We start from the raw sequence: 22553 nt of genomic DNA, 5'->3' as shown, positions 1-22553 counted from the left end.
CTCCGCCACAGCAGAGGGATTTTTATGGTTTATTGGTTACAAAAACACGCGTTCTTCATTTGTCTTTTGTTGCTCCACTTTGATGATGCCGTTACCAACGGCACCACCTAAGCTCGCTTTTATTGTAAATACGGCGACACCACATTGCCCCAACTGATAGATATCGTTGTAATTGAATGTGGCCTCACCTTGATCATTGGTCGTTGTTACTTTGGGATCGTTTACCGCTCCATGACCAGTTGTTCCCGTGGAAGGTTCTCCGATTAATTGAACGGTTGCTCCAGAAACACGGTTATTATCTTGATCCAGAACAGTTACCTTTGCGATTGTATCTTTCTTTTTCACGCAAGAATCAGCAGTCAAGCTAATTGACCCAATTGCGGTTGCTAAAATGACGTGTGATAAATAACTCATAATCAATTTTGTTACTCAAATCTCGACCAATTACTTGATTACATTTTGCCTAAATGAATATACAAGTGATTTAAATGTTCTTTTTGGAATTTTCAGTGAATAAAAAACCCCGACTTCCAGTATCTGGAGTCAGGGTTTAAAAATAGGTTATATTGAATTTACTGTATAAATACAGACTCTTCGCTTTCTTTTTCTTGTTCAATTTTAATGATTCCTTGTCCAGAAAGAACATCTTTTCTTGCTTCAATGTTTAGAACGGCTACACCAGCTTGTCCTAATTGATAAACTTCATTGAAGTTGAAATAAGCTGCTCCAGAGCCATCAGTTTCAGTTGTGTCGAAAAGGATAACTGCTTGAGGAGGAGTAGTCGTTGATTCTCCTTTAATAACAACTTGCGCACCTGCTACGCGATCGTTTTGAGCATCTATCACATAGATTATAGCAGTTGTGTCCTTTTTCTTTCTACAACCCGTAGATGAAAAAAGAACCCCCATTCCAACTATCAAGACTCCGTAAAAGGCGGATTTTATTGCTGTATTCATGAGTTTAATATTATGGGTTAATTAAGATTTATTGTTATAACATTTGTGATATGCGCTCTACAACGAATGTAGCCAGAACCTTCAGATGTATCTTTCTTTACCAATACGTCAAAGTATCCAGTAGTTTCTTTTTTTCCTAAAAGGTCAAAAAATTCTTGCATATCGAACGTTGCGAAACCAGATGAATTTGATTGAACGGTATCAACATAAGCAGGGGTAGCTGGCTCAGAATCGACATCCGCAATAAGAATGACCTTAGCATTGTTAACCAATTCATTATTGGCTGAACGAACGAAAACCTTCAATATAGACGGGTCTTTTTTCTTACATGATCCCATTACTAGAAGTACTGCGATCACGCTCATGAACCCAATTTTACGTACCATTTTGTTCATAGTGTTGTTTTTTTTCGTTGTAAATATAATCTTTTTACGATTATAATTTGTTTCTCTACAATTTCGTAACTTCGTTGCTTTAAAAAGTATGTTTTTAAACATCAAAATCACCAAAAAGGTTACAAAACCAGTAATCTTTTCTGAATAGACGTTTAAAAATTCAAAAGGTTGGATTAGTCAGATGAAAGAGCAAATCGCTGCAGCGAAGGAAGCAATAGAAAATTATGCGGTAACAGATATGAATGCTGTTGAGGCATTCCGCATTCACTTTTTAGGTTCAAAAGGAGAACTGAAAAATCTTTTTGGTGAATTGAAAAATGTCCCGAATGAAGAAAAAAAGGAAGTGGGGCAACTTTTAAATGCACTCCGTCTTCAAGCAGAAGAAAAATGGATTGTTTCGAAAGATAATTTGGAAAACACAACTGCTACAGACTCGGATGTAGATGTTACAAGAACTCCAGAACCCCTTGCTTTGGGAGCAAGACATCCGCTTTCGATTGTTCGAAGTGAAATTTTGGCAATTTTTGAACGCATTGGTTATTCTGTTTCTGAAGGACCAGAAATTGAAGATGATTGGCATAACTTTTCCGCATTGAATTTTCCGCCAGAACATCCTGCAAGGGATATGCAAGACACTTTTTTTATTGAGAAAGGTGTGCGTGAAATGGCATTGAGAACGCATACGTCTTCCGTTCAAGTACGAGTAATGGAATCTTCCACGCCTCCTATTCGAACAATTTCTCCAGGAAGGGTTTATCGAAATGAGGCAATCTCTGCACGTGCACATTGTTTCTTTCACCAAGTGGAAGGATTGTACATCGATAAAAATGTGTCCTTTGCAGATTTGAAACAAACCCTCGATTATTTTGCGAAATCTTTATTTGGAGACAAGGCAAAAATTCGTCTAAGGCCTTCCTATTTTCCCTTTACAGAGCCAAGTGCTGAGGTAGATGTTTCTTGTACTATTTGTAATTCGAAAGGTTGTAACGTCTGTAAGTATACTGGCTGGTTGGAAATTTTGGGTTGTGGAATGGTAGATCCAAACGTGTTGGAAGCTTCTGGAATTGATTCTGAAACATATACTGGATTTGCATTTGGAATGGGAATCGAACGCATTGCGCAATTAAAATTCCGTGTAAACGATTTAAGACTTTATTCGGAGAATGATGTGCGTTTTTTGAAACAATTTAAAGGAGTCAATTTTTAAGATGGGATTATTTTCAAGCAAAGAGAAAGAAGTGTTTCCATGGGTGAAATTAACAAGTTCAGACCAATTGCATGAGCTGATAGAATCTTCTGAAGCGAAACCTGTTGTGTTCTTCAAACACAGCACACGTTGTAGCATTTCTTCCATGGCACTCAATCGTTTTGAAAATAAAATGAATCCACAAAATTGCACGTGTGTGTATTTGGATTTGTTAGCATACAGGGCATTGTCTGCAGAAATAGAACAACTAATGAAAGTAGAACATCAATCACCACAAGCTATTTTGATGAATCACCACCAAGTGATTTATTCGGCAACTCACAGTGAAATTGATGCTTCAGAAATAATGAATCTCATTTAATGATGAAAAAATACGGAATCATAGCGATTTTAATCCTTGTAATAGCTGCGTTTGTAATCGTTCCACTACTGAAAGAAAACGGAGGAGAAACAGAGGACACTTTAATGGCAAAATTTGATTTGCCAGGATCGTTAATTCAAGTGAAGTATGGGCAAAACACTCCCATCAAGTTCCGTATTCCTGAAGGTTTGGTTAAAGTAGAGTTGATCTACAATGATTCCATTTTTGAAACTTGGAACAATCCGAAAGAGCAGATTAGAACGGTTGCTATGCAAACTAATTATTACGGTGTTGGAACTCGACCCTTGGTATTGCGTTCTACTTTTCAAGACCAAACAGTCTTAGAAAACTCCTGTAACATTCGAGTTGTTTCAGATATTGTTCCTGAAAAATTGCTGGCTAAAATTGTGAAAGAGTATCCGCATAGTAAAGAGAATTATACACAAGGGTTTGAATTTGATGGAAATCAATTATATGAAGGAACGGGCGATCCAGGTCAGTTGGGGAAAACGTTAGTTGGGCCAGTTTCTTTGCAAACGGGTACTTTCAGCGAACCTAAGAATGGATTAGATGCGACCTACTTTGGTGAAGGAATTACTGTTTTGGGTGATTTAGTGTATCAAGTTACCTGGCAAAATAGCAGATGTTTCTTCTACGACAAGAAAACAATGCAATTGAAAGGTGATTTTAATTATGTTGGACAAGGTTGGGGGTTGTGTAACGATGGAAAATCGATTATTATGTCGGATGGTTCTGAACGCATTACTTTCCGTGATCCGAAATCATTTCAAGCGACAAAATTCATTGAAGTATATGACAATTTAGGTCCAAGAACGCAATTGAATGAATTGGAATACATTGACGGAAAAATTTATGCAAATGTTTACACAACTTCGATTGTGTTAGTAATTGAGCCTACCACAGGAAGAGTTTTAGAGGAAATTGACGCCAGCGAATTGGTTCTTCGTGGAAAGAATGGAGGAGATGTCTTGAACGGAATTGCGCACAATAAGTTAAGCAATAAAACGTACATGACCGGAAAATACTGGACTAAAACATTCGAAGTTCAATTTCAAAAATAGGCCATGATTTCTCCTTACAACGACGAGTATTTTATGCGTCAAGCATACATGGAAGCGCAAAAGGCATTTGAATTGGGAGAAGTTCCAGTTGGTGCTGTTGTTGTTGTTAATAATCAAATTATTGCACGCGCCCACAACTTAACGGAACGCCTTCACGATGTAACTGCTCATGCCGAAATGCAAGCGATTACTGCCGCATCCGAATATTTGGGGGCAAAGTATTTGAAAGATTGCACACTCTATGTGACGCTTGAACCTTGTGTGATGTGTGCAGGAGCACTTTATTGGTCGCAATTGAACAAAATTATTTTCGCTTCACGAGATGAAAAGCGTGGTGCTGGTCGTTTTCAAAATGAATTGTATCATCCAAAAACGGTTGTGAGTAAAGGCCCGATGGAGCAAGAATGCGCTCAATTGATGATTGATTTTTTTAAAGAAAAACGCTCTTAGGATAATTCCGAATACCGAGTTCCGAATACCAAATTGATAGTTTCAAGTAATTTATATTCATAATCGCTCAAGACCATTTATCCTTTTTTCTTCTTAATCTCATTTGGAGACTTTATATTTGATTCAAATTCTGAATAGATGTTGAATCAAGAAATCATTTTGGAAGTTACTAACTTGTCCAAATCATACAACAAAGTAGATGCGGTGAAGGATGTGTCTTTCGATATACGAAAAGGCAATGTTTACGGATTGTTGGGACCGAACGGAAGTGGAAAAACTACCACTCTTGCCATGTTGATGGGTATTTTACATCCAACTCAAGGATCTTTTTCTTGGTTTGACAATGGTCAAAAGGATATCAATCGCTTGCGAATTGGTTGTTTATTGGAAACCCCCAATTTTTATCCTTATTTAAATGCTTACGATAACTTACGAGTAACAGCAACGATCAAAAACTTGGCGCATGACCAAACTCGTATTCAGGAAGTTTTGGAGTATGTAGATCTGGCAGAACGTGGAAAACGGCCATTTCGCACCTATTCTTTGGGGATGAAACAACGTTTAGCAGTTGCTGCAGCGATTCTTTCAGATCCAGAGGTACTTGTTTTAGATGAACCTACCAATGGATTGGATCCGGAAGGAATTGCAGAAATGCGCGAGTTGATTTTAAACATTGCTTCACAAGGAAAAACAATTATTTTGGCATCGCATATATTGGATGAGGTTCAGAAAATTTGTTCCCATGTAGTGATGTTGAAACAAGGAGAGATGGTTTATAACGGAACCATGAAAGACCTCTTGATTCAACGAAAATCGTATAAACTGATGTCTGAAAACCCAGATCAGTTGATTCAGGTTTTAAAAAGTATTCCAGGAGTAAGTGTGCTGAATAAATTAGATGATTCCATAATGATTGAATTGGAAGAAGGGATTTCGGGCGCAAAATTGAATCAGTTAGTTGTTGAACAAGGAATTTACCTTTCTGAATTACATGCGTATCAGAAAAGTTTGGAAACAATTTTCCTAGAAAGAATGAAGTTATGAGAAAAATTATAGCACTTGAATACGCGAAACTGAGAAAGTTTCAAACCTTGAAGATTCTATTTTTAGTATACATGTTGGTGGTGCCAGCTTGGATGTATTTCATGAATTTCTTTTTTCAGATGAATCCAGGATTGAAAGCAATTTTCACCCAAGAGAGTCCGTTTGAGTTTCCTCATATCTGGAGTTTTATTACCTATAGTGCCAGTTTTTTCAATATTCTGTTGGCAGTATCTGTGGTTGTGATTACCACCAATGATATTCAGTATAAAACCATGCGTCAGAATATCATTGAAGGCTTGACAAAGCAGCAAGTTATTTTTGGTAAATTCGCTTTTGTTGTTTTTCTAAGTTTGCTTGCTACTATTTATACGTTTTTGTGTGGTTTAGTAATTGGATTAATTGAATCTACAAGTACAGATTTTTTTCAAAATATTCATCTCAATTTACTTTATTTTATTCAAACAATTGGGTATTTCAGTTTTGCTTTCTTGTTTGCGATTTTGGTAAAGAGACCTGCAATTGCCATTGTAACGTTTATCATTTATTTTCCAGTTGAAACTATTTTAGGGAATGTTATTTCTTCAAAGATGTATCAGTTTTTTCCGCTGAAAGTGTATGCGGACCTAACTCCAATGCCTTTTTTTAGGGCAATTATGGTTTCAGACGAAAAAGCAAAGGAAGCTGGAATTTTTATCCTGAGTTTGAATGAACAACTACTATTAGCTGGTGGGTATGTCTTGCTTTGTTTTGGATTGACCTATTTCATCTTGCGAAGAAGAGATCTTTAATTCTAGAGAAATAGTTCGTTTATCTCGTAAAGATTTGTAACTAAATCTGTTAACAAAGTAACAAATTTTGAATTTAGAAGTGTGTGTCTTAAATTGGAGGACATTAAACTTCTACTATGAATAAACTATTACTACTTGGCTCCCTATCAATGGGCTTATCTGCGTATTCGCAAACAACAATCTTTCAAGACGATTTTGAATCTGGCGCGGGAAATTGGACTTTAAATGGTGGAACAGGACAAAATCAATGGCTAGCCAATAATGAGTTTATTGGTTTTACAGGATTTATCGATGATACTCCTAATCAACCTGGAACATTTACTGGTGGAGTAAATTCAACTTATTTACATATAACGAATACTTCGATATGTGGATCTTTGAGTGTTTGTAATGCAAATTTTGATATAGGTTCTGCATCCAATCAAAGTGCAACCAAAACTACTCCTATTGTTACAACAGGATTTACGAATGTAACCTTGGATTTTTGGTATTTGAGTGCTGGTGCAACAGGAATTTCTTTTGGAATTGTTGAGTATTCAACTGATGGCGGAACAGTTTGGACTGCCGCAAGCGGACAATATTCTGGTGTTCTTGCTTGGACAAATACTACAATCACTTTACCTGCATTCAATAACCAAACTTCTTTGAAATTCAGATTTAGATGGCAAAATGGTGGTTCAGGAGATGATCCTGCATTTTCAATAGATGAAGTAAAAATCACAGGAACTGTTGCTACTGGCGCTTCATTAGCTACAGGAGCGATTACAACCACTACTTATTGTTCGAATGTTAGCTCAGCCCTTTCTGTACCTTTTTCGGTTACCGGGACAGTTACCGCAGGAAATGTCTATACAGCACAATTGTCTAATAGTACTGGATCATTTGCTTCTCCAACTTCAATTGGAACATTGACTTCTATAGCAACAGGTTCTTTGAGTATTGCTGCTACTGTTCCAAGTGGATTGTCAGTTGGAACTGGATATCGAATTCGTGTAGATGCTTCTGCTCCTGCAACTGTTGGAACAGATAATGGAACGAATATTTCAATCGTTGCTCCTGCCTCCATTTCTATTACTTCGGTTCCTGCAAATGGAGTTATTTGTACTGGAAGTTCTGCATCTTTAACGGCATCTGGAGGAACAAGTTATGTGTGGAGTCCTGCTGGATCTTTAAATAGCTCCACAATTCAAAATGTGACTGCAACTCCTGGTGCAACACAAATTTATACGGTTGTTGGAACAGATGTGAATAGTTGCGCAAGCAATGCTACTTTCACGGTAACTGTTCAAAGTTGCGCTGGACTGGAGGAAGAATCTTTCGGTGATTTTGAATTGTATCCAAATCCTGCAAGTCAATTTATTCAGTTGAACTTTGGAACTTTGAAAGGTCTTCAATCAATTGTTGTAATGGATTTAGCGGGAAGAAAAGTGATTACAACTTCTTCAATCACCGATTCATTGGATGTTTCAACCTTAGAAAGCGGAAAGTATTTCTTATTGATTGAACATGGAGATGGAATAGCTGCAAAATCGTTCTTGAAGCAATAAAGAAAATAGATAGAATACAAGCCGAATGGAGAGATCTGTTCGGCTTTTTTTCAAGTGTGAATCTCTGTAAACTCAATTAGTTACCCTGGTATAAGAAGGATAAGTGCACTCTTATCCCTAAAAAGACAAATCAAGTGTATAATTCGGTATTCCTAATTAAGTCTTCGTAAATTTGTACCATGATTTCTCCAAAAACCATTTGTGCCTTATCTACTGCTCCAGGAATGGGGGCTATTGCATTGATCCGTTTATCGGGTAAGGATTCGATTGATATTTTAAGTCGAGTTGCTGGAAAATCGTTTGAGAATACACCTTCTCACAGTGCTCATTTCCTGCGTTTGAAAAAAGTAGATGGTTCTGTTTTGGATGAGGTTGTGGTGACCGTTTTTCACGAAGGGCATAGTTTTACGGGGGAAAATACGGTTGAAATTGCCTGTCATGGTTCCCTGTTTATTCAGCAGGAAATAATCAATTTGTTCCTAGCGAGTGGTTGCGAATTGGCTAAACCAGGTGAATTTACGATGCGTGCCTTTTTGAATGGAAGAATGGATTTGAGCCAGGCAGAAGCAGTTTCTGATTTGATAGCTTCCGAATCGGCTCGCTCTCATGAAGTAGCCATGAATCAAATGCGTGGGTCTTTTTCCAATGAATTGAAAGACCTGCGTGAAAAGTTGATTCATTTTGCTTCGTTGGTAGAATTGGAGCTCGATTTTGCCGAAGAAGATGTAGAATTTGCTGATAGAACAGAATTACTTGCTTTGGTGACGGAGGTTTTAGCTTATGTGCGCAAACTGATTCAGTCTTTTGAATTGGGGAATGTCTTGAAAAATGGAGTTCCTGTTGCCATTGTTGGTGCTCCAAATACGGGGAAAAGTACGCTTTTGAATCAACTACTTGGCGAAGATAGAGCAATTGTGAGCAATATTGCTGGAACTACGCGTGATGTGATTGAAGAAACGTTAAATATCGATGGAATTCTTTTTCGCTTAATCGACACCGCAGGAATTCGGGAAGAAGCAGCAGAAGAAATTGAAGCTCTTGGAATTCAACGTTCGTTGGATAAAATCAAACAAGCCAAAATTGTATTGATGTTGAGCGATTTTAGTGGAGAAAACTCCCAATCGGAAGGACATCTCTCTATGGATTCCAATACTACAGGTCAGTGGGCAGATGAACAAGCAACGATTCATTCGGGTGCACATTTCTTAGTAATTGGTAACAAATACGATTTGCGGGCAGACCAAATCAATAGTCCCTGGGAATTTCAAACACCATTCTTACCCATTAGCGCCAAAAATGGAAGTGGAATTCCAGAGTTGAAAGCGTGGCTATCGCAGCAAATTTTGGGTTCTTTTAATACGCAATCGGATACAATTGTTAGTAATGCACGCCATCTAGATGCTCTTTTGAAAACACAAGATTCACTTGAAAAAGCTAAATGGGGATTGGAAACAAACATCACTGCAGATTTTGTTGCTATGGATATCCGACAAGCCATGTTTTGGTTGGGAAGTATTACGGGTCAGATTTCAGAAGACGATTTGCTGGCAAATATTTTTAGCAAGTTTTGTATCGGAAAGTAGCGAATTCGAAATAATCAATTGATTTGGTTTACGGAGAAAGCAGCTAAAGATAGAAAAGGCTTGTTTAAATCATTTTTGTACCCTGTGTGTATCTGATCTATTCCTTAAATCACTGCAATTGCAAAGTGTGTAAAATGCAAAATTCTTTCTGGTTTTGATGCATTTCCCTTCGCGAATAAACGTGTAGCGCTTGTTTAATCGAACTTTGCTAGTTGATTCTAATACCAATTCATTGTCTTCTATTGACCAAGTCCCTTCTGCCCTTATCGGTTTTGAAGTTTTGGTTAGATCAGTGTAAATGAAAGTATGATTTTCCTTTAATTGTAGGGAAGGCGCATTTTTTCCATCTCCACCATACATGCCTTTCGGTTCAATTACTTTGTTTTCATTCCAAAAATTGAAGCTGGTTAATGCTCCAATAACAACTAAATAGATTCCATTCATAATTGATTCATTAGTAATGCAATATATAAAAATTATACATTTGTTTAATTTTATTTTGCGGAATGTCATTAAAATAAAATGAGGGGATTGTTAAATTTATTGTGCGCTCATAGATTCTTTGTATCTTAATCCCCAATAACGGTTTTCGTTTAATCTACTTATGAAAAAAACAATACTACTTATTTGCAGTTCAATAGCTGTGTTTAATTCCTTTTCGCAAGGATTTCAAGTCAATTTTCAAGGTCAAAAACAGCAGGGAATGGGTCTTGCAGGAACAGCGCTTTCAGAAGATGCTTCTGCATTGTTTTTTAATCCTGGTGGGGTTGCCTTTGTCAAGAAAAGCGAAATAAATGGGGGATTCTCACCAATTTTCGCAAACACCTTGTTTGTTGATTCCGCTTCAGGAGGTGGATACAGAACAAAATCTCCTATGGGAACACCATTTTCAGCGTATGCACTTTTTAATTTTAAGAAAGCGGAAAAATTGAAAGTTGGTTTAGCAGTTTACACCCCTTTCGGAAGTACCATCGAATATGAAGATGCCTGGATTGGAAGATTTGCGCTAACTAAATTGTCTTTGAAGTCTATTTATTTTCAGCCAACGGTTTCATATAAAATTACTGAACACTTTGGTTTTGGAGCTGGATTTGTCATCTCAACGGGATCGGTGAATCTTCAAAAGGATATTCCAGTTCAATTTGCAGATGGATCATACGCACATGCTGAACTTTCTGGTAAAGCACTTGGATTTGGCTATAATTTAGGATTGAGTGCTAAAGTAAATGAGCATTTTTCGTTGGGATTAACTTATCGTTCACAGGTTTCTATGAAAGTGAAAAAAGGTGAAGCAACATTCACCGTTCCAGAATCATTGAGTGCAAATTTCCCCAATGGACCTTTTACTTCATCGCTTCCTTTACCTAGCGTGTTGACTTTGGGAGGGTCTTATGACACAGGTAAAAAATGGCAATTCGTTTTAGATATCAATTATGTTGGCTGGAAATCTTATGATACTTTGGCATTCGATTATGAAACCAATACTGCAAGTTTGGCAGATACAAAATCAGCAAGAAAGTACAAGAACATCTTTGCTTTTCGAGGAGGAGTAAATTATAAAATTACTGAAATGATTAGTATTCGACTGGGTGGAGGATACGGATTTTCACCTGTTCAAAATGGTTATTTAACACCAGAATCACCAGACAATAACCGAGTTTATGGAACAGGTGGTTTGGGCTTCAAGTTCAACGAACATTTCAATTTGGATTTGTCTTTTTATGGAACAAAAATTAAACGAACAGATCGAAATTTAGAATCAAATTTAAACGGAACTTTTACAACAATTGCGCTTTCTCCAGGAATTGGTTTAAGCTATAAATGGTAAGATCATGAAAGAAATTATAACAGGAATTTTAGCGCTAATAGTTATTGGAATCGGAACACTTGGATTGAATTCGTGCAAACCTAAATACAAAGAACCAAGTAGTTCGGCTGGCGAGATAGACGCATCACGCTTTGTGATGATTGGTGGCTCTCACACGGCTGGTTATATGGACGATGGGTTGTACTACGAAGGACAAGAAAACTCAATCGCGAATTTGATCAGCCTAAAGTTGCAAGTTGTGGGTTCGGGGGCTTTCTATCAGCCGATGATGTCTGTCAATTCTGTTGGTGTAAATGCTTCTGGGATGGCACATTTGAAATTGGGTTACAAAACAGATTGTTTGGGAGTTACTTCTCTTTCCCCTGTTCGAATTGCTGCTAGTGGAGATGTTGCTGCATTGAGCAGTAATATCTATAACGCGAGCCAGCCTTTTGGAAATTTTGGAATTCCAGGAATGACCGTAACTGCTGTCAATGTTTCTTCTTATGGATCGGCTAATTCGTTCTTTGGAAGAATGAATTCTTCGTCAAGTGCGACTGTTTTGGCGGATGCAACTGTTTCAGATCCCACTTGTTTTGCAGTCTTTTTAGGAATAGAAGATTTGCTTCCCTTTGTGCAAAAAGGTGCAAGTAATGGAAGTATGACAAGTGTTGCTAATTTTAGTTTGGCTTACGAAAATATTGTATCAACGCTAACAGCAAATGGTGCAAAAGGGATTGTCTCATTGATTCCGGATATTACCGAAATGCCTTATTTTACAACTGTTCCTTGGAACGGATTGAATTTAACTCCAGACAAAGTCACTTCATTGAACAATATTTACAATCCGATCGGAATTTCTTTTCAGGAAGGAGCGAATGGATTTATGATCGAGGATCCCGGAGCAGGAGCATTTAATGTAAGACACATGGAACCGGGAGAATTGGTGTTGCTAAGTACTCCGTTGGATTCAGTTAAATGTAATTTAATGGGTTCTGCTTTCCCTTTTAGAGATGAATTTGTTTTAACACTTGATGAATTGACAGCAATCAGAGCAAGAATTGCTGAATATAATGCGGTGATAACAAATATTGCCACTGCTCATAATTTAGCTATTGCTCGGACAAATGATTTGGTGAATACTTTGCAAAAAGGAATGGTTTACAACGGAATTACTCTAAGTGCCAAATTTGTTTCCGGTGGAGCGTATTCTTTGGATGGAATTCACTTCAATGCGAAGGGAAATGCCATTATTGCTAACGAATTTATTCGTGCTTTAAATGTGAAATACAAAGCGCAGATTCCATCCTTAAATGCTGTAAATTACTCATCAACTATATTTCCTTAATTTTTAAAAACAAAAAGTGTATGAAAATTTCTACTTTACTTTTATCATGTATCTTATCTGCTACTGCTGCATTTGGCCAAACGCCTTGTCAGACTGGAAGATATGCCTCTGATGTTTATTCTACTGTAAACGTTACTAGTGATATCCAATACGGATCGAACATCTCTTTCTCGGGTTCAACGACCTCATTGACTATGGATTTCTATGAACCAGCTGCAGATACTTCTGTGGCGAGACCTTTAATTATTTGGGTGCATGGAGGAAGCTTCCAAGGTGGTACAAAAACAGATGTCGATGTTCAGGAATTGTCTAATCGCTTTGCTAAAAAAGGATTTGCCTGTGCGTCCATTAATTACCGCTTAGGTTTTTTTCCTCTTGATTCCGTAAATGCAATCAAAGCAGTTCTTCGTGCTACGCAGGATTTGAAAGCAACTATCCGCTTTTTTTACAAGGACAGAGCAACTACGAATGCTTACAAGATCGATACCACTCGTATTTTTATCGGGGGTAGTTCTGCCGGAGCAATTACAGCATTGCATGTAGCATACCTGGACCAGGCTTGTGAAATTCAGGATTACATTGGTTCTACTGATCTGAATACTCTTGGAGGAATCGAAGGCGCTAGTGGGAATCCAGGTTATTCTACCAAAGTTGCTGGAGTAATCAATCTGTGCGGAGCATTGGGTCGTTACAGTTGGTTAGAAGCTGGAGATATTCCTCTGGTATCTCTTCATGGAACAGCAGATGCAACCGTAAAATACAATCGTGGAACTGTAACTCCTTTTGGAGTTGCGATTATGTACCTGGATGGAAGCCGCATGCTGATCGAAAGAAGTTGCGCTTTGAATCACCCGCACAAATTGTATACTTTCAGAGGGGCTCCTCATGTTCCATACGCAGGAGGGGGCGCTACACAAATTGCGTATATGGATACAACTGTAAATTTCGTGAGAGATTTCTTGGTAGAAAGACTTGGATGTACAAATATGGCACTTCAACCGGAAAATGTACCTTCACAAACAGCTAATCTTTACCCGATCAATTACTGTAACGGAAGTCCGGTAAACGAAGTATGTATCTTAGGATTAGCTGAAAATACAGCGGCAAATGAAATGATCTTGTATCCGAATCCTGCTTCAAGCCAGGTAACTATTCAATGTGATTCCGAAGGAGCGAAAACAATCTCGGTGATTGACATTTCAGGAAGAACAGTTATGAGCCAGGAAATGAATGAAAACGGTTATACATTATCTGTTCGCGATTTAAACAAAGGAACTTATTTTGTTCACGTTTTGGATCATGGTAATCAGAAAGCATTGGTGAAACAATTAGTGATTCAGTAAACTTATAAACTTCGAATAATTAAGGCTTCCTTCGGGGAGCTTTTTTTATCTTCGCAACTTGCCGGAAAGTTTGGCAACAAATTTGTAAATTGTAGAAACAAAATAAATGGTATGAAAAGCATTGGTGTAATGATGGTTTGGTTGTTTATACAATCAAGTGTTTTTGGACAAACAACTATCCGTATGACTGTCAAAGAAGAATGCGTGCCTTGCCGCAGAATGATGGCTCAAACGTGTTTTCAAGTGATGAAAGATGGCTCAAAAACTTGGGAGCTTTTTTATGACCGAATTACTGGATTTGAATATGTGGCTGGCAACAGATATGTAATCGAAGTTATAGAAACTCCGCGCCCAGAACCCGTTCCACAAGATTTATCACGGAATACCTATCGACTGGGAAAAATAATTTCTGTTACTCCGATGATTAGCAAAAGTGAGGGGGCTATTTATAAAGTGATTAAAATGAATGGAAAGGAACTCACAGATGTAGACGTTACTATGAGTTTTGATAGCACTTTTCAAAAAGTAAGTGGAAAAAGTGGTTGTAACAACTTCATGGCCTCTGTGAAATTGAATAAAAAGCAAACAAAAATTTGTGTGAAAGAAGCTGCTGGAACGAAAATGGCTTGTTCTGGATTACCTAGTGAAGTTGAAACAGCTTTTTTAGCTTCATTCTCAAACAAGAAATTCAAGATTGCTAAAAAAGAGGGATTAATGATTTGGACTGCAAAAAAGAAGGAGGTATTTGTTTTAAAGGCAATTGAAAAACCAGTATTAGATGGCGAAACTGTTCCAAGCGTAAGACCAGAGAAAACACCGTGGAATTATTTTGATCAACAAGAGTTGAGATTAATACAAATGGATGGAAATGAGGTTGTTCATTCAAAAGCTGGAATTAAAATGGATGTGGCTAATAATTCCTTTACTGGAAGTAATGGTTGTAATCGTATTTCAGGAACTATGAAAACAACCAGAAATACAGTCATGTTTTCAGATGTGTTTTCTACCAAAATGATGTGTGCAGACGAACTTGTTGCTTCAACGGAAAAGCGTTTTATGGAGATATTGAGCGGGAAGAAACTCACAGTAGATTTCGCAGAACAAGTACTCAATATCTACGACGAATCAGGGAAACTCGTATTAATGTTCGCTGTAAGCGCAAACAAATAAATTTATCCAATAATTAAATTCAGTTTTCATATATTTATACACCAAAAATTTTTTACTATGAAAAAACTAATCAAAATTTCTGCTTTTGCGACATTCTTATTTGTTGGAGCATTCGGAATTCAGTCTTTTACTTCTTCTAGCGCTAGTTCTTCGGAGAAAGTACTAAGCAATATTCAGTTTAAGGTGATTAATGACACATCTTCTGAATACAAGTACTGTGTAAACGGTGGGCATAATTACATCAGTGCGGGAGCTTCTAAAGGATTTAGTTATACTGAAGGAACGGAAGTGAAGCATTTAGAAGGTGATAATTGTGGAAGCGCTTGGTTTAAAGTAACAAGCGATATGCATGGAAAATCTTTCAAACTTTCTGAATTGAAATAAATCATTTTTTTAAATATTAAACAAGAAGCCTCTTTTTTTAAGGGGCTTTTTTGATTTTAACACCTTCAGATAGATTTCCTTTTAAATTAGGTTAAAACGATACATCAATTGAGTGAATTCGTTTAATTTCGCACTAGATTAAAGATTATGAAACGAATTCTGCTTTTAGGCGCTGGGCTCTCTGCTTCTACTCTTATTAAATACTTGTTGGATCATGCTGACGAAAACAATTGGCAACTCCGTGTTGTTGATCGATCTTTGGATTTGGTGAAACACAAGTTGGGCGGCAATCCGAATGGTGTTGCACTTTCATTTAATGCATTAGATCGTAATGAACGTTGGGAAGAATTACTGCAAGCTGATTTGGTTATTTCAATGCTTCCAGCCCGATTTCATATTGAAATTGCAAAGGATTGTTTGGAATTAAAGAAGCATTTAATTACACCTTCTTACATTTCTCCTGAAATGAGCGCCTTAAACGAGGAAGTACGTAATGCCGGTTTGATTTTTATGAATGAAATAGGTGTAGATCCAGGACTTGATCACATGAGCGCTATGCGTATTATTGATTCAATCAAGGGTCAGGGTGGAGATATTATCGGATTCAAATCATACTGTGGTGGACTAGTAGCCCCAGAAAGCGATACGAATCCATGGAATTATAAATTCACATGGAATCCCAGAAATGTGGTTCTAGCAGCACAAGGGGGAATGGCTTGCTACATTGATAGACATCAGTATAAATACATTCCTTACACTCAGGTTTTTACTCGTTTGGATACCATATCGATTGATGGATATGGTGATTTTGAAGGGTATGCGAATAGAGATTCGTTGTCTTACCGACACATCTATGGTTTGGATGATATTCCAACGATTTATCGAGGAACATTGCGCAAACCAGGTTTTAGTAAAGATTGGAATGTATTTGTTCAATTGGGTTTAACAGATGACCATTTAATTGTACAAGATTCAGAAAACCTAACACCAAGAACTTTTATCAATGCCTTTCTTCCTTTTGAAGAGGAAACGCCTGTTGAAGAGAAATGGATGAATGCTTGCTTCCCTTTAGGAATTACGGATATTTCAAAATATGAATGGTTAGGTTTATTTGATGGTTCAACGAAGTTGGGATTGAAAGACGCCACTGCCGCACAAATTTTAGAAAAGATATTATGGGATAAGTGGGTTTTAGAGCCTCATGATAAAGATATGTTGGTAATGGTCCATCAATTTACTTTTCTCTTAAATGAAGAAAAGCGATTTATCGAATCTTCTATGGTGAATTTGGGAGATGATCAAGAACATACCGCAATGTCTAAAACGGTTGGCTATCCTGTTGGTATTTGCGCAAAGCTAATTCTAAACCATCAGATTTCGGAAAGAGGTGTGTTATTGCCTATTAAACCAGAAGTTTACAATCCAATTTTAGATGAATTAGAAGAATTGGGTATTACTTTTCAAGAATTAGAGAAAGTGGTTTAAGATCAAATGGTACTTCGACTAAACAATCGGTAGGCAATTACTCCACCAACAGTTCCGAAAATTAAAACTTCTTCGGGGAATGGATAGAAATAGGATACGAGTAAAACAATCCCAAAAATGATTGTAAGGATTATTCCTTGTTTTAAAGGTTCTCTGGTGAATTGACTTACTGGATATTTTCTAAACAATTGAGGTATAAGAAATTGCTGTTTATAGGCTAAATATCCACTCAATGTCATCAATGGAATTAATAGAATTCCTTGTTGGATCCCCAGGTCACTGTATGTTAAGAATGCCCATATGCGCTCTTTCCATGAAAAAATCGAGTGTATGTTCGGCAGGGTGTAAAAAAGCGCAAGAGAGGTGCTTAAAATACATAAAAACGCAATGCTTAGACGTTTGCTCGCCAGTTTTTTTTCTGCAACAGTCTCACTGAATTGAATTCTCTTCTGAGCTTTTAGCACACTAAGTATCCAAAATAAGATCCAATCAATTAAATAGAACAAGAGGATAAAGCTTGCGTCCCATTCCCAATAAAAATAACCCAAAATAGGAATAAGTCCCTCAATAAAGGTTTGAAAAAGAATCGCTTTTTTTGGCGTCATTTTGATAGTCGTCTGATAGCATCATCGGAATCCTTAAAATCAGGATTGTATTTCAAGGCTTTTCTGTAATATTGAATTGCTTTGTATTTTTCTCCTTTCATTTCATTGATCATTCCTAAATTATGCCATGCTTCAACATATCTTGGTTCTTTTTGAAGTGTTTTATTGTAGAAAAAAACTGCGCTGTCAATATCAGATTCCATGTTTTGTTTAATCCACCCTAATTGAAATAATGGAGGAGTGAAGCTGGGGTCTTTTTTGAGCATTTCTCGATATGTCTGTTGTGCTTCGGGAATTTTGTCAAATTCTTGATAAGCATAAGCCAAATTATACAAAACTTCAATGTTATTTGGTCGGATTTGAGAGGCCGTTATAAAATACTCAATACACAATGGATCTTGTTCTGCTTGATACATTAATCCTAGTTTTACATAAGCCTCAAAGAAATCCGGATCTTGATCAATTGCTGTTTGATACGATGATTTAGCCAGTTTGGTGTTACCTAAACTTAAATAAATACTTCCTTTCAATATATAAGCATCTCTGTATTTTTTGTTAATCCGGAGTGCCTCATTGCTATAGTAAAATGCTTTTTCGTTATCTCCTTGCTGTGCATATGTTGTAGCAATAGCAACAAGAGCAGCTAAATTTTTTGGTTGTTTGTTTATCACGAATTTAAAATGCTGCTGGGCAGACATTACATCACTAGCAGTTCTTTCAGCTCTGTTATTCAACGCGTTTGCATATAAAAAACGAGCTTCCGTATTCCACGGCTGTATTCTATAAGCCTTTGCTCCATCATGTAATGATTTATCAAAATCGTACCTTTCAAACATTAAGTTTCCATGTTGAATCATGATAGGAACACTATCTGGATACTTTTTGTAAAGTTGATCAATGGTAAGCTGCTTTTCGGGTTTTTTGGAAGCATTTCCACCGCATGAAAAAATTAGAAAGAGTAAACCAATTAAAGATAGTACGCGCATATTGAATGTATTCTGAATGCCAAAAATAAGGATTTGTATCAAGCTATTGAAACTTAAACGTAGACTTCTTCTTACAGGTTGGTTTTTTTAACCTGATTCTTTTGATGAATAAACAATATTCAAAGAATGAAACGGTATGTTCGTTAATAATTCTGTTTTACTCATTTTGTGTTTAACGAATTAGTTTAAACTTTATATTTAGTTCATTGAAACTTAATATTAATGAATTACAATTTAATCCTAATTGTTTTTCTAACTCTTGCGTCTTTTTCCTTTGGTCAGGGTAATTCTACATACGATCAAAGGTTGTTGATACATTTTACAGAAGAACAACTTGCGGAGATGCCGCAACAAAAGCTAGAGGCAATCACTTATTATTATTGTGAGAGCTACTCCATTGATGATTCTCATGTGATTGGATTTGATATCAACTCATTTGATGTTTCTCAGTATGAAGACTTGCGAAGAGAATCTGTAGATTTCTCCTTTACAAATGAACAAGGTTTGATTATAAACCTACTTGCTAAAGAAAAGTATTTACCCCGGGCAACACTCAGAAAGTCATGAAAAAGCTACTAACAGGTTTGATTGTGGCATTGAATTTTGCTGCTTTCTCCCAACTTCCGTATACTTGGACTGCAGGGGTGAATCCTGGTTGGGTAGGCGCAGGCGCTCTTCAATGGCAAGCTGGTTGTAATTATGTCACAACCAATTGTGCGGGGAATTATAGTAATAACATGAATACGACTTATACTTCCCCAACAATTGATGCGAGTTGTTCGAATGCATCCACAGTCTCCATAACTTTTATGGCATTTGGAAATGCGGAATTTAGTTTCGATTTTATGTTTCTTGAGTATTCATTGAACAATGGTACTACCTGGATTAATCCCTACGGTGTAGGAACTGGCTGGACTGGAAATTTTGGAGTTGCTCCAGGAACAACCATTCCCCCATTTACGGCTCCAACTTCTCCAAATTTCCGTTTCCGTTTTAATTTTCAATCGGATGTGTCTGTCAACTCTACAGGTTATAAACTCACCGATTTTGATATTGCATGTAATGTGGTTCTTCCCGTTGAAATGGTTTCGTTTGCTGCAAAAAGAGTGGGAAGTGAAAACAAATTGGAGTGGTCTACTTTATCTGAAAAAGATAATGATTACTTTGATGTTGAATGGTCCGTAAATCCCGAAGCGGAATTGTGGACAAGTATTTCAAGGGTTTACTCTCTTGGAAATTCGGAAGTGAGGCAAAACTACCAGATCAATCACTCCGATCCAACTAATGGTAAGAAAAATTATTACCGCATTACACAAGTGGATACTGATGGAACAAGAAGAACGTATGAAAATTTAGTAGTAGTAGATAATACGATGAAAGATAGCCCTCTGAAAGAAATTATAAATTTGATGGGACAAGCGGTGGATGAAAACACTCCAGGTTTTGTCATTTATGTTTATGAAGATGGTACTAAGTTGAGTAAATATCAGTGATTAACAGATGACCCGAATGTAGTGCAAAAAGGCTGGTATATATTTTATACCAGCCTTTTTGATAATTTGATCCATTGAGCATGTCTCGAAGAATTTTATCGTACAATTGTAATATTACCAGAACAAATACCTTTGAATTTTTCGTCATTGCAGTCAAAATCATCTGATTTTAGGGTGTAAAAGTAAACACCTTCATTTAAGTCGTTTCCGTTTTTAGTACGACCGTCAAATAACGGATGATCTTTATCCATTTGATAGATTAAATTCCCCCATCTATTTACAATCGTAATTTCATATTCGAAACATTCGGTTAATGAAAGAGGCATTTCAAAATAGTCATTTATTCCATCACCATTAGGAGTAATAATGTTTGGCATCGCCAATTTTTCTATCTTGACACCTTCTTCAATTTGAATAACACCCACTGAATCATACGAACATCCAAAAATATCCGTGATAGTTAAAGTCAGTGAATAAATTCCTGGTGTACTAAAAGTGGCAGAATAAGAACTTCCAGAACCAGCAAAGATGTTCTCAATATTCCAATTGTAGGTATATCCTGGGTTTTGAGTTAATGAAACCAATGTTGCTCCCTGAAAACAAGTTGTTTCATAAACGTAATTTGGTTCAATTGGACTGGTAATTGAATAGTTTGCAGTTTCTTGATTCGAACAACCAAATTGATCTGAGTATGAATACGAAACAGTATATGTTCCTGGAATAACACCAGTAGTATTTATTCCATTTCCAATTACGTTATCTCCAGTAAATGTTCCGCCTGTTGGGGTTGGGATTACAGTTTGAAATCCAGTTTCGTAACAGTAATTTTGACTTACAGGAATTACAATGTTGGGTAGTTCGTGGACCATTAAATTTTCGGTTGCCGTTGCAATGCATCCATTTCCATCAGTTACTGTATATACGACTATATGATTTCCGATTCCTTCATTTGGTGCAATAAATTGATTGTTCGAAGCTACCCCGTCAATTTGAAAGCTTCCACCAGTTGGATTTCCAATCATACTAACAGTATCTGAATCAATACACAAATCAGAAGGGATTGTTAAACTTGGAGGAGCTGGAGCAGTTACCTGCACATTGATAGTGGTAGAATTTGAGCAACCGTTTGTGTCTTGATATGTATAAGTTAGTGTAAATGTTCCAACCCCAGCTTGTGATGGAATAAATTGATTAGTTGTAACACCAGTTCCAGTTAATTGGCCACCTGTAGGTGAAAGAACTAATCCAGCAGGAGTGTTTGAAAGACAATAAGGAGATTGATTATTTGTAATGGAAACAATTGGCAAAGGATTTACAAGAATTGCATCATTTGCTGTATTGCTACAACCAAATTCATCTTCAAAGAAATAATTGACAGTATGACTTCCAACTCCAGCCGTACCAGGGTTAAAGTTTGTTGTATTAACACCTGTTCCTGTCAAAGTTCCAGTTTGACCTGCAATTGCAACTGGACTCACGGATATCGCTATTGGATTGGCATTGATACAAATTTCAGTAGGTAAATTGACTGAAACGGTTGGAATAAAATCTTCTACCGTTGCTTGAAAAACTTGAACAAGCCCTCCGTTATCAGTTACAGTAACATTGTAAGTTCCTGCACATAGATTAATTGCCGTTTGTGTCGTTTGAATTTGAGAATCGTCCCATGCATAAGTATAAGGGGGAGTTCCACCAGAAACAGTTACGGTTGCTGTTCCCGTGCACGTTGAAGTTCCTGGCTGAATACATGTGCTGTTACATGTTGCATAGGTTGGTGCTGCTTGTGTATCCCAAGAACCTCCATCTGGAAATCTTCTTACTGAATTGTCAAGAATTAAAGATGCGGGAGTATTTAAGTAATTTTTGCGATTGGCTGCAATATTGTCATAACTTGGTAGGGAAGCTACATTGATGCAACCGGGTAAAGTTGGAACGCATGGTGAACCATTGGTATTTGCAGAAGATATCCATGAAACGGCATCTTGTGGCACTCCATTGGAGTCGTAAAACGCGAACCAGCCTCCTGCATTTGGAAACCATAAACGAGTTCCTGCTGCGCAAACTTTCCTCCATTTTGAACCAATAAATTGGCTGGAACTGCAGGTACATTTCCTCCACGAATCATGCAAAATCCAGAAGGTGGTACTATTGTTCCTGCAGGAATAACAAATCCGCCATTTCCTTCTGGTGTATTATTTCCTAGGTAGTAACAAGATATATCGATGGATTCACAGAGGTTTGGATTATATAACTCAATCCATTCTCCCCTTCCAGCAGATACTCCGCCATTTCCAGAGATAGACCCGTCATTGTCGAACGGACTAATCATTAATTCATTGATGAGAATGGTTGGTCCAGAATAATTGCAATCTGTTCCGTTGCAGTTGGTATTTAATTGTGAGCTGCTCGTTGCCGAAAGTTGAGACATAGCAGAAAAGCCGATTAGAGTAATCGCTATAGTAGTAGCTAACTTCATAAAAGTTATTATTAGTAGTATGTAGTTTAAATTCTAATAGACA

Annotated in this window: 24 protein-coding genes; 16 read left to right on the top strand and 8 right to left on the bottom strand. The window is 37.1% G+C overall.

The window, feature by feature from the left end:
- Positions 1 to 36: 36 nt before the first annotated feature.
- The 3 genes from FLUTA_RS06640 to FLUTA_RS06630 form a co-directional block, all read right to left on the bottom strand.
- Positions 37 to 414, bottom strand: coding sequence for a hypothetical protein (locus FLUTA_RS06640; protein WP_013686090.1), 378 nt, complete (start codon positions 412 to 414; stop codon positions 37 to 39).
- A 158-nt stretch (positions 415 to 572) separates the two neighbouring features.
- Entirely contained in the window at positions 573 to 956 is a 384-nt protein-coding gene (locus FLUTA_RS06635; protein ID WP_013686089.1) for a hypothetical protein, read from the bottom strand.
- A 17-nt stretch (positions 957 to 973) separates the two neighbouring features.
- Entirely contained in the window at positions 974 to 1321 is a 348-nt protein-coding gene (locus tag FLUTA_RS06630; RefSeq protein WP_148235404.1) for a hypothetical protein, read from the bottom strand.
- A 211-nt stretch (positions 1322 to 1532) separates the two neighbouring features.
- Here FLUTA_RS06630 and pheS point away from each other — a divergent pair, with 211 nt between their 5' ends.
- From pheS to mnmE, 8 genes are all read left to right on the top strand, one after another.
- The gene (gene pheS, locus FLUTA_RS06625; RefSeq protein WP_013686087.1) at positions 1533 to 2558 is read left to right on the top strand and encodes a phenylalanine--tRNA ligase subunit alpha; all 1026 of its coding nucleotides are present in this window, start codon (positions 1533 to 1535) and stop codon (positions 2556 to 2558) included.
- Between the two features lies 1 nt (position 2559).
- Positions 2560 to 2919 (top strand): bacillithiol system redox-active protein YtxJ, encoded by a 360-nt coding sequence (gene ytxJ, locus FLUTA_RS06620; protein WP_013686086.1) that lies wholly within the window; start codon positions 2560 to 2562, stop codon positions 2917 to 2919.
- On the top strand, positions 2919 to 4001 hold the full coding sequence (locus tag FLUTA_RS06615) for a glutaminyl-peptide cyclotransferase (protein ID WP_013686085.1): 1083 nt from the start codon (positions 2919 to 2921) through the stop codon (positions 3999 to 4001). The genes ytxJ and FLUTA_RS06615 overlap by 1 nt, the downstream gene beginning before the upstream one ends.
- Before the next feature lie 3 nt (positions 4002 to 4004).
- A complete protein-coding gene (locus FLUTA_RS06610) occupies positions 4005 to 4451 on the top strand; it encodes a nucleoside deaminase (RefSeq protein ID WP_013686084.1) in 447 nt (148 codons plus the stop codon).
- A 138-nt stretch (positions 4452 to 4589) separates the two neighbouring features.
- Entirely contained in the window at positions 4590 to 5495 is a 906-nt protein-coding gene (locus FLUTA_RS06605) for an ABC transporter ATP-binding protein (protein WP_013686083.1), read from the top strand.
- Positions 5492 to 6283: an ABC transporter permease gene (locus tag FLUTA_RS06600; protein ID WP_013686082.1), complete on the top strand. Its 792-nt coding sequence runs from the start codon at positions 5492 to 5494 to the stop codon at positions 6281 to 6283. Before FLUTA_RS06605 ends, FLUTA_RS06600 begins: the two co-directional genes overlap by 4 nt.
- A 116-nt stretch (positions 6284 to 6399) precedes the next feature.
- Positions 6400 to 7830, top strand: a complete 1431-nt coding sequence (locus FLUTA_RS06595; protein WP_013686081.1) for a T9SS type A sorting domain-containing protein — start codon at positions 6400 to 6402, stop codon at positions 7828 to 7830.
- Positions 7831 to 8009: 179 nt separating this feature from the next.
- Entirely contained in the window at positions 8010 to 9413 is a 1404-nt protein-coding gene (mnmE, locus tag FLUTA_RS06590) for a tRNA uridine-5-carboxymethylaminomethyl(34) synthesis GTPase MnmE (protein ID WP_013686080.1), read from the top strand.
- 69 nt (positions 9414 to 9482) lie between these two features.
- On the opposite strand, the gene FLUTA_RS06585 is transcribed toward mnmE, so the two are convergent.
- Entirely contained in the window at positions 9483 to 9857 is a 375-nt protein-coding gene (locus tag FLUTA_RS06585) for a hypothetical protein (RefSeq protein WP_013686079.1), read from the bottom strand.
- A gap of 160 nt (positions 9858 to 10017) precedes the next feature.
- Here FLUTA_RS06585 and FLUTA_RS06580 point away from each other — a divergent pair, with 160 nt between their 5' ends.
- The 6 genes from FLUTA_RS06580 (at position 10018) to FLUTA_RS06555 (ending at position 16950) form a co-directional block, all read left to right on the top strand.
- Entirely contained in the window at positions 10018 to 11241 is a 1224-nt protein-coding gene (locus tag FLUTA_RS06580) for an OmpP1/FadL family transporter (protein ID WP_013686078.1), read from the top strand.
- A 4-nt stretch (positions 11242 to 11245) separates the two neighbouring features.
- Positions 11246 to 12568 (top strand): SGNH/GDSL hydrolase family protein, encoded by a 1323-nt coding sequence (locus FLUTA_RS06575; RefSeq protein ID WP_013686077.1) that lies wholly within the window; start codon positions 11246 to 11248, stop codon positions 12566 to 12568.
- A gap of 20 nt (positions 12569 to 12588) precedes the next feature.
- Positions 12589 to 13911: a T9SS type A sorting domain-containing protein gene (locus tag FLUTA_RS20650; RefSeq protein ID WP_013686076.1), complete on the top strand. Its 1323-nt coding sequence runs from the start codon at positions 12589 to 12591 to the stop codon at positions 13909 to 13911.
- A 111-nt stretch (positions 13912 to 14022) separates the two neighbouring features.
- Positions 14023 to 15081 (top strand): META domain-containing protein, encoded by a 1059-nt coding sequence (locus tag FLUTA_RS06565; RefSeq protein ID WP_013686075.1) that lies wholly within the window; start codon positions 14023 to 14025, stop codon positions 15079 to 15081.
- Positions 15082 to 15138: 57 nt separating this feature from the next.
- Positions 15139 to 15465 carry a hypothetical protein gene (locus tag FLUTA_RS06560; RefSeq protein WP_013686074.1) on the top strand — a complete coding sequence of 109 codons (327 nt, stop codon included), beginning with the start codon at positions 15139 to 15141 and terminating at the stop codon, positions 15463 to 15465.
- A 147-nt stretch (positions 15466 to 15612) separates the two neighbouring features.
- The gene (locus tag FLUTA_RS06555; protein WP_013686073.1) at positions 15613 to 16950 is read left to right on the top strand and encodes a saccharopine dehydrogenase family protein; all 1338 of its coding nucleotides are present in this window, start codon (positions 15613 to 15615) and stop codon (positions 16948 to 16950) included.
- A gap of 2 nt (positions 16951 to 16952) precedes the next feature.
- Here the strand turns inward: FLUTA_RS06555 and FLUTA_RS06550 are convergent, their stop codons facing one another.
- Complete coding sequence (locus tag FLUTA_RS06550; RefSeq protein ID WP_013686072.1) at positions 16953 to 17555, bottom strand: hypothetical protein; 603 nt, start codon at positions 17553 to 17555, stop codon at positions 16953 to 16955.
- Positions 17552 to 18541: a tetratricopeptide repeat protein gene (locus tag FLUTA_RS06545; RefSeq protein ID WP_013686071.1), complete on the bottom strand. Its 990-nt coding sequence runs from the start codon at positions 18539 to 18541 to the stop codon at positions 17552 to 17554. Before FLUTA_RS06545 ends, FLUTA_RS06550 begins: the two co-directional genes overlap by 4 nt.
- Positions 18542 to 18763: 222 nt before the next feature.
- On the opposite strand from FLUTA_RS06545, the gene FLUTA_RS06540 reads away from it, so the two are divergent.
- Both FLUTA_RS06540 and FLUTA_RS06535 read left to right on the top strand, forming a co-directional pair.
- Complete coding sequence (locus FLUTA_RS06540) at positions 18764 to 19108, top strand: hypothetical protein (RefSeq protein WP_013686070.1); 345 nt, start codon at positions 18764 to 18766, stop codon at positions 19106 to 19108.
- The gene (locus FLUTA_RS06535) at positions 19105 to 20034 is read left to right on the top strand and encodes a hypothetical protein (RefSeq protein ID WP_013686069.1); all 930 of its coding nucleotides are present in this window, start codon (positions 19105 to 19107) and stop codon (positions 20032 to 20034) included. Before FLUTA_RS06540 ends, FLUTA_RS06535 begins: the two co-directional genes overlap by 4 nt.
- Before the next feature lie 95 nt (positions 20035 to 20129).
- Here FLUTA_RS06535 and FLUTA_RS06530 read toward each other — a convergent pair whose 3' ends face one another.
- Together FLUTA_RS06530 and FLUTA_RS21380 are read right to left on the bottom strand one after the other, a co-directional pair.
- The gene (locus tag FLUTA_RS06530; protein ID WP_013686068.1) at positions 20130 to 22025 is read right to left on the bottom strand and encodes a T9SS C-terminal target domain-containing protein; all 1896 of its coding nucleotides are present in this window, start codon (positions 22023 to 22025) and stop codon (positions 20130 to 20132) included.
- Positions 21938 to 22510, bottom strand: a complete 573-nt coding sequence (locus tag FLUTA_RS21380; RefSeq protein ID WP_148235403.1) for a lamin tail domain-containing protein — start codon at positions 22508 to 22510, stop codon at positions 21938 to 21940. Before FLUTA_RS21380 ends, FLUTA_RS06530 begins: the two co-directional genes overlap by 88 nt.
- Positions 22511 to 22553: the final 43 nt, after the last annotated feature.

The sequence above is a fragment of the Fluviicola taffensis DSM 16823 genome (assembly GCF_000194605.1).
GTDB classification, from domain to species: Bacteria; Bacteroidota; Bacteroidia; order Flavobacteriales_D; family Crocinitomicaceae; genus Fluviicola; species Fluviicola taffensis.
The sequence above is the reverse complement of the archived record's forward strand: the minus strand, read 5'-3'. Positions and strand labels throughout refer to the sequence as shown.